Source organism: Streptomyces bohaiensis (assembly GCF_012033785.1).
Classification (GTDB): Bacteria; Actinomycetota; Actinomycetes; order Streptomycetales; family Streptomycetaceae; genus Streptomyces; species Streptomyces bohaiensis.
The window spans coordinates 72,138-88,308 of record NZ_JAAVJC010000003.1 but is presented as its reverse complement, the minus strand read 5'-3'; the positions used below and the strand labels follow the sequence as shown (position 1 = coordinate 88,308).

The window sequence follows — 16,171 nt, the reverse complement described above, 5'->3', positions numbered from 1 at the left end:
CGCCGAGCACGCCCGACTGAACCTGGAAGCGGCACGGCGGTCGTTGGTGCTGCTCGCCAACGACGGGACGCTGCCGCTGGCCGGCGGGTCGGCCGTCAGGCGCCGGAGTCGCCCGCCGCCCCCGCGGCCGGCCCGGCACCACCGTCGACCCGCTCCAGCATCCGCCGGGCGAAGTCGATCTCCATGCCGACCTGCTTGATCCGCTCCTCCACCACCAGCGAGCCGTGGCCCGCGTCGTAGCGGTACTCCTCGAAGACCGCGTCCCGCGCCCGCAGCCGCGCGACGTAGTTGTCGATCTGCCGGATCGGGCACCGCGGGTCGTTGACCCCCGCCGTGATGTGCAGCGGCGCCGTGACCGCGTCCACGTACGTCAGCGGTGACGACGCCTCCCAGCGCTCCGGCACCTCCTCCGGCGCACCTCCGAACAGCGTCCGGTCCAGCGCCTTCAGCGCCTCCATCTCGTCCTCGTACGCGGCGACGTAGTCCGCGACCGGCACCGCCGCCACGCCCACCGTCCACAGCTCCGGCCGCGTCCCGAGGCCGAGCAGCGTCAGGTAGCCGCCCCAGGACCCGCCGGTCAGCACGATCCGCTCCGGGTCCGCCAGACCGGTCTCCACCGCCCAGGCGCGGACCGCCTCCACGTCCTCCAGCTCGATCAGCCCCACCCGGTGCTTCAACGCGTCGGTCCACGCGCGCCCGTAGCCGGTCGACCCCCGGTAGTTGACGCGGACCACCGCGAACCCGTGGTCGACCCAGGCGGCCGGCTGCGCGGCGAACGCGTCGCTGTCGTGCCACGTCGGACCGCCGTGGACCTCGAAGACCGTCGGGAACGGTCCCTCGCCCGCAGGCCGCTGCACCAGCGCGTGCACCTCGCCGCCGGGGCCCTCGACCCACACGTCGGTCACCGGCACCGAGGGCGGCGCGGTCAGACCGGGCGGGTCGAGGACGACGCCGCCCCCGGTGGAGAGCAGCTGCGGCGGCTCGGCAGCCGAGGACCACAGGTACTCCACCGTGCCGTCCGGGCGCGCCGTCGCGGCCGAGACCGTGCCGGGCGGGGTCTCCACCCGCGTCAGCGCGCCCTCGGCCAGGTCGAGCCGCCACAGCTCGCTGCGGGCCCGGTAGGAGTGGACGATCAGCAGCGCGGAGGCGTCCGGGTACCACTCGGCGTGCACGTCGCCGGGCAGCTCGACCGGCAGCGCGGTGGTGCCGCCCGCGACCGGGTCCCACACCATCGGCTCCCAGCGGCCGCGCCGCTGATGGCCCACGAGCAGCCGCTGGTCGCCCTCGACCGGCGAGAACCCCATGACCGACAGCGACAACTCCTCGGTGCCGCCCGCCGTGTCGTCCAGTTCGGCGACGAGCGTGCCGTCGAGGCGGACCACCCGCAGCGCGGAGTGCATCGCGTCGCCGTGCTCGGTGTGCTCGATGGCGACGAGCGTGCCGTCGCGGGAGAGGTCCCCGACGTCGGCGGTCTGCCGGTGGCGGTAGATCTCCACCGGCTCGGCGCCCGGCGCCGCCACGTGCACCGTGGAGCCGTCCTCCTCGGTGCTGCGGCCGATGACGGCGGTGCCGTCGCGCCCGATCGCCAGCCCGCCCGGGTAGGAGGGCGCGAGGCCGGGCACCGCAGGCTCGTCGGCGCCGCCCTCGAAGGGCTGCCGCACCCAGACGCCGAACTCGTCGCCGTCGGTGTCGCGGAACCACCACAGCCAGGCGCCGTCCGGCGTCAGGGTGCCGTCGGTGGTGCCGTTCGGGCGGCTGGTCGCCTGCCGCTGCTCGCCGGTGGTCCGGTCCCAGGTGTACAGCTCGAAGATGCCGGTCGCGTTGGAGACGAACAGGTTGCGGTGCGGTGCGTCCTCCGCCCATTCCGGCAGGCTGGTGCGCGGAGCGCGGAACCGCTGCTCCCACTCGGGGGCGGGGCCGGAGGCCGTCGGGCGGTCTGCGCCGGAGGTGCCGGGGGGCGCGGGTGCGTCGCCCGCGCCCTCGCCCGCGCGGGAGGGGGCGTGGTCGGGGTGGACGCCGTGGTCGGGGTGGTCGGGGTGATCAGCCATGCGCCCATTCTGCTGGCACCGGCCTCGACGGCGGCAGGGGGCGCGAGCCGCGGTCACACGCCACCGCCCAGGGGCGTGGCACCGCACGCGGAAGGGCGGGCCGGAAACCGGCCCGCCCTTCCGGCGGTTCGACGCACGCCGCGGCATCGGCGGCGTGCCGCGTGTGCCCGCGGTCAGCTCTGGTCGATCGCGCCCTGGAGCTCGACGACGATCTCCACCTCGACCGGGGCGTCGATCGGCAGCACCGCGACACCCACCGCGCTGCGCGCGTGGACACCGCGCTCACCGAGCACGTCGGCGAGCAGCTCGCTGGCGCCGTTGACGACGCCGGGCTGACCGGTGAACTCCGGGGCCGAGGCGACGAACCCGGTGACCTTCACGACGCGCGCGACGCGGTCGAGGTCACCGGCGACGGACTTCACCGCCGCCAGCGCGTTGAGCGCGCAGGTGCGGGCCAGCTCCTTCGCCTGCTCGGCGGTCACCTCGGCACCGACCTTGCCGGTCAGCGGCAGCTTGCCGTCCACCAGCGGGAGCTGGCCCGCGGTGTAGACGTAGGCACCGGTGCGCACCGCCGGGACGTAGGACGCCAGCGGCGCCGCCACCTCCGGGAGTTCCAGACCGAGTTCGGCCAGCCGGGTCTCGGTGCGGGCGGTCACTGCTTCGGCCGCTTGAAGTAGGCGACCAGCTGCTCGGGGTTGGGCCCGGGAACGACCTGGACGAGCTCCCAGCCGTCCTCGCCCCAGGTGTCCAGGATCTGCTTGGTGGCGTGCACCAGCAGCGGTGCGGTTGCGTATTCCCACTTCGTCATGGCACAGACTCTAACGGCCCAGGCCGCGCGCCGAACCGGTCGCCGCCCCTGCCGCACCTCGCACCGCGGGCGGCGCCGCACCGCACGCCACCGGCCCGCCCGGGCGGCGGGACGCGGTCGACGGTGCGGCGGGGTGCGGTCGACGGTGCGGCGGGGTGCGGTCCACGGTGCGGCAGCGGGTGGCGGCCGCCGGACGCGCGGCGCTCCACGCGCCGGGCCGCCCGCGGCCCTGCCCCGCCGAGAGGGTCAGGCGGATCGGTGCCGGCTCCGTCGCTGCTCCTCGTCCCCGTCGCGTGCGCCCGCCGACGAGGCGACGGGCGCCGCCCTCGTGCCTCCCGCTACGCGGCCTCGACGGCCGCCGTCGCCGGCTCCACCGCTCCGGGCGGCGGTGGCGCCGCCGGGAGACGTGCGGCCCGGCGGGCGGCCGTCGCCGCGCCTTCCGCCTCGTAGGCGGCCTTGGCGGTCGCCAGCAGCCTGCGCCAGGAGGTGACCTGCGGGCGGCGGCGCAGCAGCGCCCGGCGCTCGCGCTCGGTCATCCCTCCCCAGACTCCGAACTCGACGCGGCTGTCCAGCGCGTCGGCGAGGCACTCGGCGCGCACGGGGCACCCCCCGCACACCGCCTTGGCCCGGTTCTGCGCGGCGCCCTGGACGAACAGGTCGTCCGGATCCGTGCCGCGGCAGGCCGCCTTGGTGTTCCACTCCTTGACCCAGCCCATGCCTGTGCCGTCCTCTCTCTGCCGAGGCTCCCCCAACGGCGGCAAAGAAGGTCACGCGCGGGGACCGAGGGTGACACGGTCGCGGTCCTGAGCTTGTTCCACAGCTTGCCGAAGCAGGACGTTACGGTCTGGAGCCGGAAGGCAACACCCCCACGCGGCCTAAAGAAAAATGGCCCGATCAGACTATGTGCAATCGCACTATCACTCTGGTGGGTGACGAGATCGTCGCTCGTTCGCCGCGGCGCCGGGCGCGTCGGCCACTGAAGGGCCCTCATACCGCGCAAATCGGTCACGTGTTCGGCGTTGTCCCCGGTCAATGCCGCGCCGAGCCGGTGACGAGGCGGGCGCCGCGCGTGACGGCTGGCGTCGTCCGTGGTCCCGTGTAAGGGACACGCGTGCAGCCTAGGCGAACACGTGGTCGCTTGTCCGGCGATCCGCCCCGTACGCTGACCCTCATGAGCAGGAAGCGTGTGGGCGGCGGCCTCGGGGCGGCGCAGCAGGGAGCGAAGTTCGTCGGAGTGAGCGTGCTGGCCGGCGCGGTCCTCGCGGGGATCGCGCTTCCCGCGGTGGGCACCCTCGGCCTGGCAGCCAAGGGCACCGTCGAGGGCTTCGAGGAACTGCCTGCGGACCTCACCAGGCCACCCCTCAGCCAGAAGACCGTCGTGCTCGACGCCGACGGCGGCAAGATCGCCGACATCTACGCCCGCAACCGCACCGTGGTGTCGCTCGACGAGATCGCCCCCGTGATGCAGGCGGCGCTGATCGCCATCGAGGACGCCCGGTTCTACGAGCACGGCGCCATCGACATCCGAGGCGTCGCGCGGGCACTCAACAGCAACATGGAGGACGGCACCACCCAGGGTGCGTCCACCCTGACCCAGCAGTACGTGAAGAACGTCTTCGTCGAGGCGGCGGGGGACGACTCCGACGCGTTCGCCGAGGCCACCGAGAAGAAGATCGGCCGCAAGATCCGCGAGCTGAAGTACGCCATCCAGCTCGAACAGGAACTCGGCAAGGACCAGATCCTCGAGAACTACCTCAACATCACCTTCTTCGGCCAGCAGGCCTACGGCGTGGAGGCCGCCTCGCAGCGGTACTTCTCCAAGTCCGCGAGCGAGCTGGAGCTCCACGAGGCGGCGGTCCTGGCCGGACTCGTGCAGTCCCCGACCCGGTTCGACCCCGTCAACGCCCCGGAAGAGGCGCTGAAGCGACGGAACATCGTCATCCAGCGGATGGTCGAGACCGAGGACATCACCCAGGAAGAGGCCGACGAGGCCAAGGCCCGGGAGCTCGAACTCAGCGTCAGCCAGCCGCGCCAGGGCTGCATCACCGCCGTCCACGACGCCGGCTTCTTCTGCGACTACGTGCAGCGCGAGTTCCTCAGCAACCCCGTCTTCGGCGAGAACAGCACCGAGCGGAACGCCCGTTGGCAGCTCGGCGGCCTCACCATCCGCACCACGCTGCGCCCGCAGGCGCAGCAGGCGGCCGCCGAGGCGGCCACCACCGGCGCCCACCCCTCGGACCAGGCGACCGCCGCCGTCGTGCAGGTGGAGCCCGGCACCGGGCACATCCTCGCGATGGCGCAGAGCCGCCCGTACGGCAACGACGGCGATCAGCACCAGACGACACTCAACCTGAACACCTCCGGGATCATGGGCGGCGCGTCGTTCGGCTTCCAGCCGGGCTCGACCTTCAAGCCGGTGACCGCGGCCGCGGCGCTGGAGGCCGGGCTCAGCCCGGCACAGGAGTACTCCAGCGACTTCGAGATGGAGGTCGACCAGGCCAACTTCCGCGACTGCTCCGGCGCTCCGGCCGGCGCGGGCATGTGGGAGTTCAAGAACGAGCTGCAGACCATGACCGGCACCTGGGACATGACCGAGGCGCTGGGCAAGTCCATCAACACGTACTTCGTGATGCTGATGGAGGAGTCGGGGCTCTGCGAGACGGTCGAGATGGCGGAGAAGCTCGGCATCCGCAAGGGTGCCGACGAGACGCCGCTCAACGCCTACCCCTCGGTGACGCTGGGCGGTCAGGAGACCACCCCGCTGATGATGGCCAACTCCTACGCCACCTTCGCCAACCGCGGCGAGTACTGCGCACCGACCTCGATCACCGCGGTCAGCGACGCGCAGGGCAACGAGTACGCCATTCCGGAGACCGAGTGCCAGCGGGTGATGTCCGAGCGGACGGCCGACACCATCAACGCCATGCTGGTGGGCGTCGTCGAGGACGGCACCGGCCAGCAGGTCGGTCTCCAGGGCCGTGAGAACGCCGGCAAGACCGGCACCTCCGACGAGCGCCGCAACGTCTGGTTCGTCGGCTACACGCCGGAGATCGCCACGGCGGTCCGGGTCGGCGGCATCGACCCGTTCCCCATGGAGAACTTCACCCTCGCCGGCAACTACGTCGAGCGCGCCGGCGGCGGCAGCATCGCCGGCCCGATCTGGCGGCAGGCGATGAACGGCGCCCTGGAGGGCGTCCCGGCCGGCACCTTCGCCGACGTCGACCTGCCGCGCGGCAACGGCGGCGACGACGGGGACGACGACGAGGACGATGACGGCGGCGACGGGCCCGGCAACCGCTCCGGCAACGGCGGTGGCCCCGGCGGGGGCGGCCCCGGCGGGGGTAACGGTGGCGGTCCCGGCGGCGGCGGCCCCGGTGGCGGCGGCCCGGGCGGTGGCGGCAACGGCGGCGGTGGCAACTGGGACCGCGACTGGGACTGGGACGACTGGGACTGGGACGACTGGAACCGTGACTGACCCCGACCTTCCGTCCGGCTGTCGTGCCCGGCCCCTCTCGGAGCTGTGACCCGCAGCTGAGCAGGCAGGCCGTGACCGAGCCCCCGGCGCTTTCGCGCCGGGGGCTCGGTGCTGCCCGGGGGACGGGGCGGGGCTGCCCCGACCGGTGTCGTCGTCGGCGCGGGAAACGTCACCGCCGCCCCGCGCCCGTCGGACCGGCACCGTCAGGGTGACCGCCGGGGGACGACCGCGGCGGCCGCTGGACGCACCCGGACCGGCCGGAGGAAGGCGGCGCGGGCCATCGCCGACGCCACAGCCGACTGTCGACACCGGGTGGTCGCCGACACCCCGCCCGGCCGCCGACACCGGGCCGACCGCCGACCGCCGACCGCCGAGGGCCGAGGGCCGAGGGCCGAGGGCCGGAGACGGCCACGGGCCGGGTCGAGCGCGCCCTGCGCCCCACCCGGCCCGTGGCCGTACACCTTCGCCGCCGAGCTGCCGGCGGCCCGCCGACCCGCTCCCCAGATCGGCGAACGGGCGCCGCGTCAGCCCGCCAGCGCGCTCTTCACGGCGGCGGAGACCCGCTTGCCGTCGGCGCGACCGGCGACCTTCGGCGTCACCAGCTTCATCACCGCGCCCATGGCACGCGGCCCCTCGGCGCCGCCCTCCTTGGCCTCGGCGACAGCTGCGGAGACCAGCTCCGCCAGCTCCTCGTCCGTGAGCGGCTTCGGCAGGTACTCGGCGAGCAGCGCACCCTCCGCCTTCTCGCGGGCGGCCTGCTCCGGGCGGTTGCCGGCCTCGAACGCCTCCGCCGCCTCCCGGCGCTTCTTCGCCTCCCGCGCGACGACCTTCTGCACCTCGTCGTCGGAGAGCTCGCGGGCGGTGCTGCCCGAGACCTCCTCCTTGGTGATCGCGGTGAGAGTCATCCGGAGGGTGCCCGAGCGCAGCTCGTCACGCGCCTTGATGGCAGTGGTGAGGTCGTTCTGCAACTGGGCCTTCAGCGTGGTCATGCGGTCATTGTCTCAGGCGCGGGTCTGCGACGATGGGGGGATGCGAACGCGTTATTCGGTCCCTCTCGGATTGGCGGCGGGCGCTGCCGCCGCGGGTGCGGTAACCCTCGGCTACGCGGCGGGTTGGGAGGCACGCTCGTTCCGGCTCCGGCGCGTGACCGTGCCCGTGCTGCCGCCCGGCGCCCACCCGCTGCGAGTGCTCCAGGTCTCCGACATCCATATGGTCTGCGGGCAGCGCAAGAAGCAGCGCTGGCTGCAGTCGCTGGCCGGCCTGCGGCCCGACCTGGTGATCAACACGGGGGACAACCTCTCCGACTCCGACGGCGTGCCCGAGCTGCTCGACTCGCTCGGCCCGCTCATGGAGTTCCCCGGTGCGTACGTCTTCGGCTCCAACGACTACTACGCGCCCCAACTCCGCAACCCCGCGAAGTACTTGCTGGAGCGTGTCTCCGGCCGTCACGGCCTCAACGGCAACAAGGCGGCCACCGGCGTCCCCCGCAACCCCTGGTGGCTCATCCGGGACGCCTTCGACGACGCCGGGTGGGTCGACCTCACCAACACCCGCGGCCGCGTCAAGACCGCCGGCCTGGAGATCGCGCTGACGGGGCTCGACGACCCGCACATCAAGCGGGACCGTTACGCCGAGGTCAGCGGCGGCCCGGAGCGCGACGCCGATCTGTCGCTCGCCGTGGTCCACGCCCCCTATCTGCGTGTGCTCGACGCCTTCACCGCGGACGAGTACCCGCTGATCCTTGCCGGCCACACCCACGGCGGTCAGGTCTGCATCCCGTTCTACGGCGCGCTGGTCACCAACTGCGACATCGACACCCGGCGCGTGAAGGGCCTCTCCCACCACGAGGCCGACGGCCGCCGCTCCTACCTCCACGTCTCGGCGGGCTGCGGCACCAACCGCTACACCCCCGTCCGCCTGGCCTGCCCGCCCGAGGCCACCCTGCTCACCCTCACCGAACGCCCCGCCTGACCGCCGCGCCCCGCGCGCCGACAGGCCGCCGCCGCGCTGGTCGGTCCACCGCCCCGACCAGCCCGAACGGCCCGCACGAACCCCTGCCGGGCCCCGCACCGCAACGGATTTCGCGTACGGCCCGAGGTCCGCTAAGCTAATCCACATCGCATCGGGGTGTGGCGCAGCTTGGCAGCGCGCTTCGTTCGGGACGAAGAGGTCGTGGGTTCAAATCCCGCCACCCCGACAGAGGTCAGAGGGCCAATCGCATGATTGCGATTGGCCCTCTGACGTGCTCAGGGGGCCAAACAGGGGGCCAACGGTTCCGCGGCCTCCCCTCAGGTGCAGGCGAGCCTTCCTTTCGTGCTCGACGCCCACTACCTACGCCGTCCGTGCGTTGTTACTGTGCCGAGAGGCCAGCCCGGTCGGAGTGGGCTGTGGTCGGCCATGCTGGGTGCTGAGCTGATCGCCCCGATGAACGAACCCTGGTACTGAGGCTGACGGGGCCGCCCGCAGGTGCGCGCAAGGCTGCCTCCCATGAGGGGCAGCGCAGGGATCCTGGCGAGACACCGAAGGAGAGCACAGCCGATGATCGACACGTCCGCAGAGTTATGTCCGGGTACGGGTGGACGTGGGGGGTCTTCGTCGGCGCCGGTACCCACTGTCGCATCGCGGCTCGAACGTGCGGACGGGCTTCTGGAGTGGTGCGAGGACGCGCTGGACGGGATGCCGTCGCCTCGTGCGCCAGACTTGCTGCGGCCTCTGGGGCGACTGCACGTGGTCAACAGTTGGCAGTGGGACGCTGAGGACCGGGTGCGTCAGGTCGGGGACGAAGACATTCCCGCCCTCAAGCGGGAGATCGACGAACTCAACGGCCTTCGCCATGAGCTCATCGAACACATCGATCGCGTACTGAGCGCGTCGTGGTGTGTGGACGAGAGCGTGCCTCCCCTCACGGAGTCGATGGGCTCGGCGCTTGACCGGCTCTCGGTGCTCAGCCTTCGGGTTGCCGAGACCGCACGGCGGGCCGGTAGGGACGACGAGGCTCTGAGGCGTGTCGCGATTCTGCGCCGCCAGCGAGGGGATCTGGTGTGGTCCATTGCGGTGGCGTGCGGGGATCTAGCCTCCGGCCGGCGACGGCCGCCACGGCCCGAGCGCATGAAGCTCTATGGAAAGTCCGAACGGTGAGTCCGCCGCCGGCCGCCTCCGCTCACGGTGACGACGGTTCCTTCCCTCGTGGCGATGAGTTCGCTGATTGGTGCGGTCGGACGTTCCTGCGCCCGGACGGGGGCAACGCCGAGGCGCTTGTGGATCTCGTGCGGAGCGCCCTCAGGGAAGCGCTGAGCCACCAGGGATCCGGGCCGGTGTATCCGAAGGCCGGTCAGGAAGAAGACCTCTCGTTGATGGGTGAACGGGGTCTGCCGGAGGGCTCCGTCGATGCGGAACTGGTTCTCGGCCAGTTACGCGGTTGGTTGGCCGGGGCGGTCAAGGTGCATCACCACATGTTCGCCAAGAATGTCGTCCCTCCGCCTTCGTTCGTCCACCTTGCGGCATGGTGTGCGGTGTCGCTGTTCATGCCGAACGGCGTGACTGGAGAAGACGCTGCTCATACGCTCTCCGCCGAGCCGGCGAGCGCTCGGACGCTGGCACGGCTGGCAGGGTACGACCGCCACCGGGCCGGTGGGCTCTTCACGTTCGGTGGCACCGCGACGAATCTGTACGCGATCAACGTAGGCCTCGCCAAGGCACAGCCCGGCCACTCCGAGGAGGGCGTAGAACCAGGGGTTGCGGTCGTCGGCTCCTGGCCGGCGCACTACTCGCAGAAGTCCGCGTGCGCCTGGCTCGGAATCGGCACCCGGAACTACATCGCGGCTGCGTCATTGCCTGACCAGACCACGGACCTGGAGTCGATGGAGGCTGCCTGTCGCGAAGTCATGGCCCGCGGCCACCGACTCGCGTGCATCATCGGCGCGGGCGGGACCACCTCGAACATGGCGGTCGACGACTTCGCCGGGATCGCCGTGATGAGGGATCGGTTGGCCGCCGAGTACGAGTTGGACTACACACCCCATGTGCATGCCGACACGGTTATCGGCTGGGCCTACTTCTGCTTCCTCGACTACGACCTGCAGCGCAATCCACTCGGGTTCACCCCACCCGTGGTGGCCAAGCTGACACGGCTGGTGGAACGCCTCAGGACGGTGCGGCACGCTGACTCGTTCGGGACTGACTTCCACAAGACCGGCTTCTCTCCGTACACGTCCAGCATGATCGTCATGCGCGACGGGCGGGACTTCTCACGGTTGCGCCGCGACGCTGGTGTCATGGCCCCGTTGTTCCATGACAAGGACGCCTACAACCCCGGGACCTTTACGCTGGAGACGTCAAGGTCAGCCGCCACAATGGTGGCCACCTGGCTGACTCTGCAGGCGTTGGGCAAGCACGGTATGCGGCAGCTCCTCGGTCACGCGCTGGAGACGGCCGAAGCCCTCCGGGGCCATATCGGCGCTTTGGCCGGCCAGGATGCCAAGGTCATCAACGACCTGTCCTATGGCCCGGATGTGTTCGTGCGCTGCTATCCGCCCAACGATCCTGCGGCTCAATCAGAGAACTTCGACGACACCGACTCGGTGCGCCGAGTGAACCGGTACACCTCTGACCTGTTCGCGTGGCTGTCGCATCAGGACCTGCCGGACGGGGAACAGATCGCGGTCAGCAGGACCTCTGCGGCGTTCTACACCTCCTCCGGCGAGCCGGTCGTGGCGTTGCGGGTGTACTCGCTGAACCCGTACTTCTCCGCCTCCCACGCCAGGGAGTTGGTCGTGCGGTTACTTGAGGGCAAACGGCGGTTCGACGCGACACTGTCCGACCCCGGGGTGTATGAGGGGGCCCGATGACCCGGCGACCGCAGAAAAGCGCTCCGGAGCGGCCCGCGCGCTTTGCCGCCCCGGATCTCGCTGTCCGCGACTGTGTCGAGCTGGCCGTCGGCCTGGCTTCCTACGCCCGGAGACACGGACTGGCCCGTGTCGAGGTGAGCGGACCTCCTGTGCTCGGCGAACTCATCGAGGAGTTCGGGCTCGATCAGGTGCACTTCGTCGATACCCACCAACAACCGGCCGTGGACATCGAGGCGACGCCACGGACATGGCGCTGCGGTCAACGCGGGCTTCGGTGTTTCAGCGACCAGCTCGCCGACACCGCTCACGCCCCACGCGGTGCAGCCACGTCTGCCTCGACGCTCGCCGAGGGCACAGTACTGCGATTCGCGCGGCACAACCGTCTCGGAGATGCGCTGAGCATTGTCACCGGCCTCGAGCACTACTGCTGCGACAACGCCGTGAAGTCCGTCGCCGTAACCGGCTCCCCCATTCTCTCTCAGGTGGTGGAGCTGTTCGCCTGCGAGCGGGTGCGCTCTGCCCCGGCTTCAACCGGGGCAGTCAGTGGGGATGCGATCTTCGCCCGGGCCTCGTGGAGCCTTCCCTGGCTGGACCGGTTCCATCACTCCGTCCACGAAACGTATGGCGGCCGAGTCCGCTACGGCCTGGCACCCCTTCCTCTGCGCGAGAGACCAGCGCGGCGGGAACGTGAGGACGTGGTGTACTGCCAGTTCGATGCGCGCTCCGGAACGCCGCTGCCGCGACCGTCCGCACGCCGCCTCGTCAGCCAGGCCGCGCTTCACGGCGACGTGCGCATTCTCGGCGGCCCGGACACCTCGGATTACCTCGGCAGCGGTGTGACCTACGTGAGGGCCGAACTCAGCGAGATCGTCGCCCGGTTGCTGTCCTGTCGCTTCTTTGTCGGGTGCGACAGCGGGCTGGGACACCTTGCCGGCTGCCTCGACGTTCCGGGCGTGATCGTGAGCACCGACGACTTCGAGACGACATGGTCGTTCTTTCGGAACTACTCAAGTTTGAACGTCATCCCGTCCGCCGCGGCCGACCTGCTGTTGCCGTGAAACCCCCGCCGGCCCCGGCAGTCGTCCAGGCGACCAGTCGTTGCTTGCATCAAGAGGCCCTGCGCGCCCGTCGGGTTCCGCTGGGGCGCAGTCACTTCGTGTTCAGAGTGGAGTTGGCCTCCGGGGAACGAGTCATCGCGCGGATCACACGTTTCGACCGGGCCGAGTGCTTCACAGGCTTCGCTTACTGGCGGCGCCTGCTTGCCGGCGTCGGGGTTCCCGTTCCTCGCGTGCTGTCGATGGACCTGACCGGCACGGTCCTGCCCTGGCCCATCATGTTCCTCGAAGAGGCGCCCGGCGATGATCTGTGCAACGTCTATGCCGATCTGACTGCCGCGAAGAAGCTAAGCGTCGCCGACGACCTGCTGGACATCCACCGCCGCGTGCGGAGGCTGCCCAGCGGCCCCGGGTTCGGCGGGGTGGCGCACTACGGCGACGAGCGCTGCCATCCGCGGTGGTCTGACGTGTTGGAGGAGTACGTCAACGGTGCGCTCGAAAGTCTCACCTCCCCACAGCGGCAGACGCAGGCGGTGGCCCACATCCGCAGCGCTCTCCGCGGGCTGAGCCACGAGCTGGACCGAGTCGAACCGTTGCCGTACCTGATCGATGCCACGCACCAGAACGTGCTGGTGGACGGTGGAAGAGTGTCCGCGATCGTCGACCTCGACGAGGTCGGGTTCGGCGACGCCCTGTACCCGCTCGGCGCCGCTCGAACCGGGCTGCTGGCTCGTGGTCCCGAAGCGGATTGCATCGAACGGGTCGCCGCAAGGCTGTGTTCCGGTTCCGAACGGCGGCGGATACTCGATCTGTACTCAGCGATAGCAGCCCTCAAGATGCTCGCGCACAGTCCGCTCAGCGTGGCCGGACCGCCCTCGGCGGACAGCAGACTCGGCGCTCGGCTGCGGGCGCTGTTAGCCGTCTACGCCTCGGCTGCAGCCCGCGAGGAGTAACGTCATGCCCGGTGCCCTCTACGTGAGCATCGACGATTTCACCCACGAACGCTTCACCAACGGTCTGTTCCTCCAGGTCCGTGAGCTTCTCCAACGTGTCTCGGAACGCGGGCTCCCGGCCGGTCTCGCCTGCATCACCACGCGCGGCGGCACCGGAGGCACACGGAGGACCCGCGCCGTCCAGGGTTGCACCGTGCACGAGTGCTTCGTCAGGGCTCCGGGAGAGGCCGCTGCATACCGGAAGGCTCTTCACGATCTGCTGGAGGACCTGGACCCCGAAGTGGTCCTGCTCAACTCGTGCGCAGTCCGTCTCAGGGAGCCCCACCTCGGAGCACTGGAAGTGAGTCTTGCAACCGGCCGGCGGGTGGTAGTTCTCGTAACCGACCAGCTCTACCCCACCGACCGTGGGCATGGCGCAGACGAGATGCGGCGATACTACGACCTGATGCGACAGGCCGACAGCGTGCAAGCAGTCAGCCGGACCATCGCGGATGCCCTCCGCCACCAGACCGGTGTGCAGGCACGAGTGCTCCCGAACCTGCTCCCCGAGCGACGACTGTTGTCAGGCGACGCACCGGGGCCTGGCGCCGGGTTCCTCACGTTGATCAACCACCACCCCATCAAGGGGCGACGTGTGTGGGACACGCTGATTCGTTTGCGCCCCGACGACACCTACCTTGTCGTCGAGACCTGGCCCGATGCCCCGCCCTACGCTCCGCCCTCCCCGAACGTCCGGGTAGCACCGTTCGCCCCGGACCCCACCGCTGTCTATGCCAGCTCCCGAATGCTGCTTCTACCGTCCCTCGGTCCCGAGGGCCTCCCGCGAGTGGCGCTGGAAGCCATGGAGTCGGGTGTACCGGTCATCGCCCATCGGATCGGCAGCCTCCCCGAGCTCGGCGATGCCGTCACGTTCGTCACTCCGCCACCCATCGATGGCTACGAGCTCGATGAGAACGATGTCCTGTACCCCGTGGTATCTGCGAGCGATCTCGAATGTTCCGCGCGTGACTTCATCCAGGCGATCGACGCGATAGATGGTGATCGAGCGCTTAGGTCGCACCGCGTGACCCTCGGCAGAGCTTTTGCGCGTGACTACCGCAACCACAGCGAGGCGGTGACCCGGAGCCTCCTCGACGCCTGGTTCAGCGCCAACGGAGCCTTGCCGCGAGGCTGAGGCCGCCCGTGCCGGCCGAGGCCGTCAGCCAGGATCCTTCCGCACGAGGGCCGTCGGCGGCTCGGTGGCCGGTTTCTCCGTGCCGACAACGAGGTCAAGCCTCCGAGACACGACGAGCCCCTCTCTTGGGAGAGGGGCTCGTCATCACGCTTGTGGTCCGAGCTCAGCTTCCCGTGACCTCGATGGCCGCCAGGTTCTTCTTGCCCCGCCGCAGAATCAGCCAGCGTCCGTGCAGCAACTGATCGGCTGTCGCCACAGCATCCTCCGCGGTCACCTTCTCGTTGTTCACGTAGGCGCCACCCTCCTTCACCGTACGGCGGGCAGCCGACCTGCTCGCCACCAGTCCGACCTCGGCGAACAGGTCGGTGATGAGGCCGAGCTCCCTGACCTTCGCGTGCGGCAGCTCCGAGGCTGCAGCAGCCAACGTTGCCTCGTCCAGAGCCTGGAGCTCACCCTGCCCGAACAGTGCCTGCGAAGCGGCGATGACTGCGGCGCACTGATCGGCGCCGTGTACCAACGACGTCAGTTCCTCAGCGAGCGCACGCTGCGCGGTACGGACATGCGGCCGCTCTCGGGTGACCTCCTCCATCGCTTCCAGCTCCTCACGGGGCTTCAGGGAGAGGATGCGCATGTAGCGGGAGACGTCCCGGTCGTCCGTGTTCAACCAGAACTGGTAGAACGCGTACGGTGTGGTCATCTCCGGATCGAGCCAGACGGTTCCGGTTTCCGACTTTCCGAACTTGGTTCCATCCGCCTTGGTCATCAATGGCGTCGCGAGGGCATGTACCTCGGCCTCCGGCTCCACGCGGTGGAGCAGGTCCAGCCCAGCCGTGAGATTGCCCCACTGGTCGCTGCCACCCGTCTGCAACGTGCATCCGTAGCTCCGGTAGAGCTGGAGGAAGTCCATGGCCTGCAGCAGTTGGTAACTGAATTCCGTGTAGCTGATGCCCTGCTCGGACTCCAAGCGCTGTGCGACGGAATCCTTGGTCAGCATCTTGTTCACCCGAAAGTGCTTGCCGACATCTCGAAGGAATTCGATCGCTGACAGACTTGCGGTCCAGTCCAGATTGTTGACCATGACCGCTGCGTTCTCGCCCTCGAAGGAGAGGTATCGCTCGATCTGAGCGCGCAGACGGCTCGTCCACTGGGCGATCGTCTCAGGATCGTTCAAAGTCCGCTCGGCGGTCGGCCTGGGGTCTCCGATGTAACCGGTCGCACCTCCCACGAGTGCCAAGGGTCGATGCCCGGCCTGCTGGAGCCGGCCGAGGGTGAGTGCCTGTACGAGGTGACCGACGTGCAGGCTGGCCGCAGTGGGATCAAAGCCGCAGTAGAACGTAACGGGGCCGTCTGCGAGAGCCTTGCGCAATGCTTGCTCGTCAGTGGACTGGGCGATCAGCCCGCGCCACGTGAGCTCGTCCACGATGCCCGTCACGGTCCTGTGTCTCCTACGAGTCGCTGATAAGGGCATCGGTCAGTCTAACTACCCGCTCCGAGTGAGGTCACCGCGCTCGGCATGCGGGCCCAGCTTGTCCTCGGACCCCAGCCCACCCGACGCAGCCCCCATCAGCCCAGGCCGTCGGCGGATTGACGCAGATCTATCTGGAGTTCGTGGAGTGGATGTGCGAGTGAGTGATCAAGCTTCGGCCCGCCGCGCCATGGGTCGATGTATGGGCTACGTTCCGTAACTCTTGCATGTCAGGTCGCCTCTGGACGGTGATCGCCGGGCCGGGCCGCGTCTGTCACGGGAGGACGAGGGCCAGGGGCGGTGGTTTCGGTTCAACGACGACGCTGTGCAATCAAGCGGCCGAGAT

General features: G+C 70.0%; 13 protein-coding genes and 1 tRNA gene. 8 read left to right on the top strand and 6 right to left on the bottom strand.

All coding sequences use genetic code 11. The annotated features are described in order from the left end of the window. Positions 1–95: 95 nt before the first annotated feature. The 4 genes from HCN52_RS01225 to HCN52_RS01210 all read right to left on the bottom strand — a co-directional run bounded on the left by HCN52_RS01225 (position 96) and on the right by HCN52_RS01210 (position 3,572). Entirely contained in the window at positions 96–2,048 is a 1,953-nt protein-coding gene (locus HCN52_RS01225) for a S9 family peptidase (protein WP_168086439.1), read from the bottom strand. A 173-nt stretch (positions 2,049–2,221) separates the two neighbouring features. After that, a complete protein-coding gene (locus HCN52_RS01220; protein ID WP_168086438.1) occupies positions 2,222–2,704 on the bottom strand; it encodes a RidA family protein in 483 nt (160 codons plus the stop codon). Further along, the gene (sp36, locus tag HCN52_RS01215) at positions 2,701–2,856 is read right to left on the bottom strand and encodes a Sp36 family protein (RefSeq protein WP_167967906.1); all 156 of its coding nucleotides are present in this window, start codon (positions 2,854–2,856) and stop codon (positions 2,701–2,703) included. Before sp36 ends, HCN52_RS01220 begins: the two co-directional genes overlap by 4 nt. A gap of 338 nt (positions 2,857–3,194) precedes the next feature. Continuing rightward, positions 3,195–3,572: a WhiB family transcriptional regulator gene (locus tag HCN52_RS01210; protein WP_168086437.1), complete on the bottom strand. Its 378-nt coding sequence runs from the start codon at positions 3,570–3,572 to the stop codon at positions 3,195–3,197. A 455-nt stretch (positions 3,573–4,027) separates the two neighbouring features. Between HCN52_RS01210 and HCN52_RS01205 the strand changes: the two genes are divergently transcribed. Continuing rightward, entirely contained in the window at positions 4,028–6,331 is a 2,304-nt protein-coding gene (locus tag HCN52_RS01205) for a transglycosylase domain-containing protein (RefSeq protein ID WP_168086436.1), read from the top strand. 524 nt (positions 6,332–6,855) lie between these two features. Here HCN52_RS01205 and HCN52_RS01200 read toward each other — a convergent pair. Continuing rightward, a complete protein-coding gene (locus HCN52_RS01200) occupies positions 6,856–7,320 on the bottom strand; it encodes a GatB/YqeY domain-containing protein (RefSeq protein WP_168086435.1) in 465 nt (154 codons plus the stop codon). A gap of 40 nt (positions 7,321–7,360) precedes the next feature. Between HCN52_RS01200 and HCN52_RS01195 the strand changes: the two genes are divergently transcribed. The 7 genes from HCN52_RS01195 (at position 7,361) to HCN52_RS01165 (ending at position 14,360) form a co-directional block, all read left to right on the top strand. Then, entirely contained in the window at positions 7,361–8,302 is a 942-nt protein-coding gene (locus tag HCN52_RS01195) for a metallophosphoesterase (RefSeq protein WP_168086434.1), read from the top strand. A 152-nt stretch (positions 8,303–8,454) separates the two neighbouring features. After that, positions 8,455–8,528 (top strand) — tRNA-Pro (locus HCN52_RS01190). 341 nt (positions 8,529–8,869) lie between these two features. Then, positions 8,870–9,469 (top strand): DUF4254 domain-containing protein, encoded by a 600-nt coding sequence (locus tag HCN52_RS01185; protein ID WP_168086433.1) that lies wholly within the window; start codon positions 8,870–8,872, stop codon positions 9,467–9,469. A 176-nt stretch (positions 9,470–9,645) separates the two neighbouring features. Further along, positions 9,646–11,178 carry a pyridoxal phosphate-dependent decarboxylase family protein gene (locus HCN52_RS01180; protein ID WP_168086432.1) on the top strand — a complete coding sequence of 511 codons (1,533 nt, stop codon included), beginning with the start codon at positions 9,646–9,648 and terminating at the stop codon, positions 11,176–11,178. After that, positions 11,175–12,236 (top strand): glycosyltransferase family 9 protein, encoded by a 1,062-nt coding sequence (locus tag HCN52_RS01175; RefSeq protein ID WP_168086431.1) that lies wholly within the window; start codon positions 11,175–11,177, stop codon positions 12,234–12,236. The genes HCN52_RS01180 and HCN52_RS01175 overlap by 4 nt, the downstream gene beginning before the upstream one ends. Then, positions 12,164–13,186: a phosphotransferase family protein gene (locus HCN52_RS01170; RefSeq protein ID WP_245174777.1), complete on the top strand. Its 1,023-nt coding sequence runs from the start codon at positions 12,164–12,166 to the stop codon at positions 13,184–13,186. Before HCN52_RS01175 ends, HCN52_RS01170 begins: the two co-directional genes overlap by 73 nt. A 4-nt stretch (positions 13,187–13,190) precedes the next feature. Then, positions 13,191–14,360 (top strand): glycosyltransferase, encoded by a 1,170-nt coding sequence (locus tag HCN52_RS01165; RefSeq protein WP_168086429.1) that lies wholly within the window; start codon positions 13,191–13,193, stop codon positions 14,358–14,360. Between the two features lie 163 nt (positions 14,361–14,523). On the opposite strand, the gene tyrS is transcribed toward HCN52_RS01165, so the two are convergent. Beyond that, positions 14,524–15,792, bottom strand: coding sequence for a tyrosine--tRNA ligase (gene tyrS / locus HCN52_RS01160; protein ID WP_168086428.1), 1,269 nt, complete (start codon positions 15,790–15,792; stop codon positions 14,524–14,526). Positions 15,793–16,171 lie beyond the last annotated feature (379 nt).

Coding starts and splice junctions, on each gene's coding strand:
- HCN52_RS01225 (WP_168086439.1), bottom strand. CDS start 2,048: ATGGCTGATCACCCCGACCACCCCGACCACGGCGTCCACCCCGACCAC.
- sp36 (WP_167967906.1), bottom strand. CDS start 2,856: ATGACGAAGTGGGAATACGCAACCGCACCGCTGCTGGTGCACGCCACC.
- HCN52_RS01210 (WP_168086437.1), bottom strand. CDS start 3,572: ATGGGCTGGGTCAAGGAGTGGAACACCAAGGCGGCCTGCCGCGGCACG.
- HCN52_RS01205 (WP_168086436.1), top strand. CDS start 4,028: ATGAGCAGGAAGCGTGTGGGCGGCGGCCTCGGGGCGGCGCAGCAGGGA.
- HCN52_RS01200 (WP_168086435.1), bottom strand. CDS start 7,320: ATGACCACGCTGAAGGCCCAGTTGCAGAACGACCTCACCACTGCCATC.
- HCN52_RS01195 (WP_168086434.1), top strand. CDS start 7,361: ATGCGAACGCGTTATTCGGTCCCTCTCGGATTGGCGGCGGGCGCTGCC.
- HCN52_RS01185 (WP_168086433.1), top strand. CDS start 8,870: ATGATCGACACGTCCGCAGAGTTATGTCCGGGTACGGGTGGACGTGGG.
- HCN52_RS01175 (WP_168086431.1), top strand. CDS start 11,175: ATGACCCGGCGACCGCAGAAAAGCGCTCCGGAGCGGCCCGCGCGCTTT.
- HCN52_RS01170 (WP_245174777.1), top strand. CDS start 12,164: ATGGTCGTTCTTTCGGAACTACTCAAGTTTGAACGTCATCCCGTCCGC.
- HCN52_RS01165 (WP_168086429.1), top strand. CDS start 13,191: ATGCCCGGTGCCCTCTACGTGAGCATCGACGATTTCACCCACGAACGC.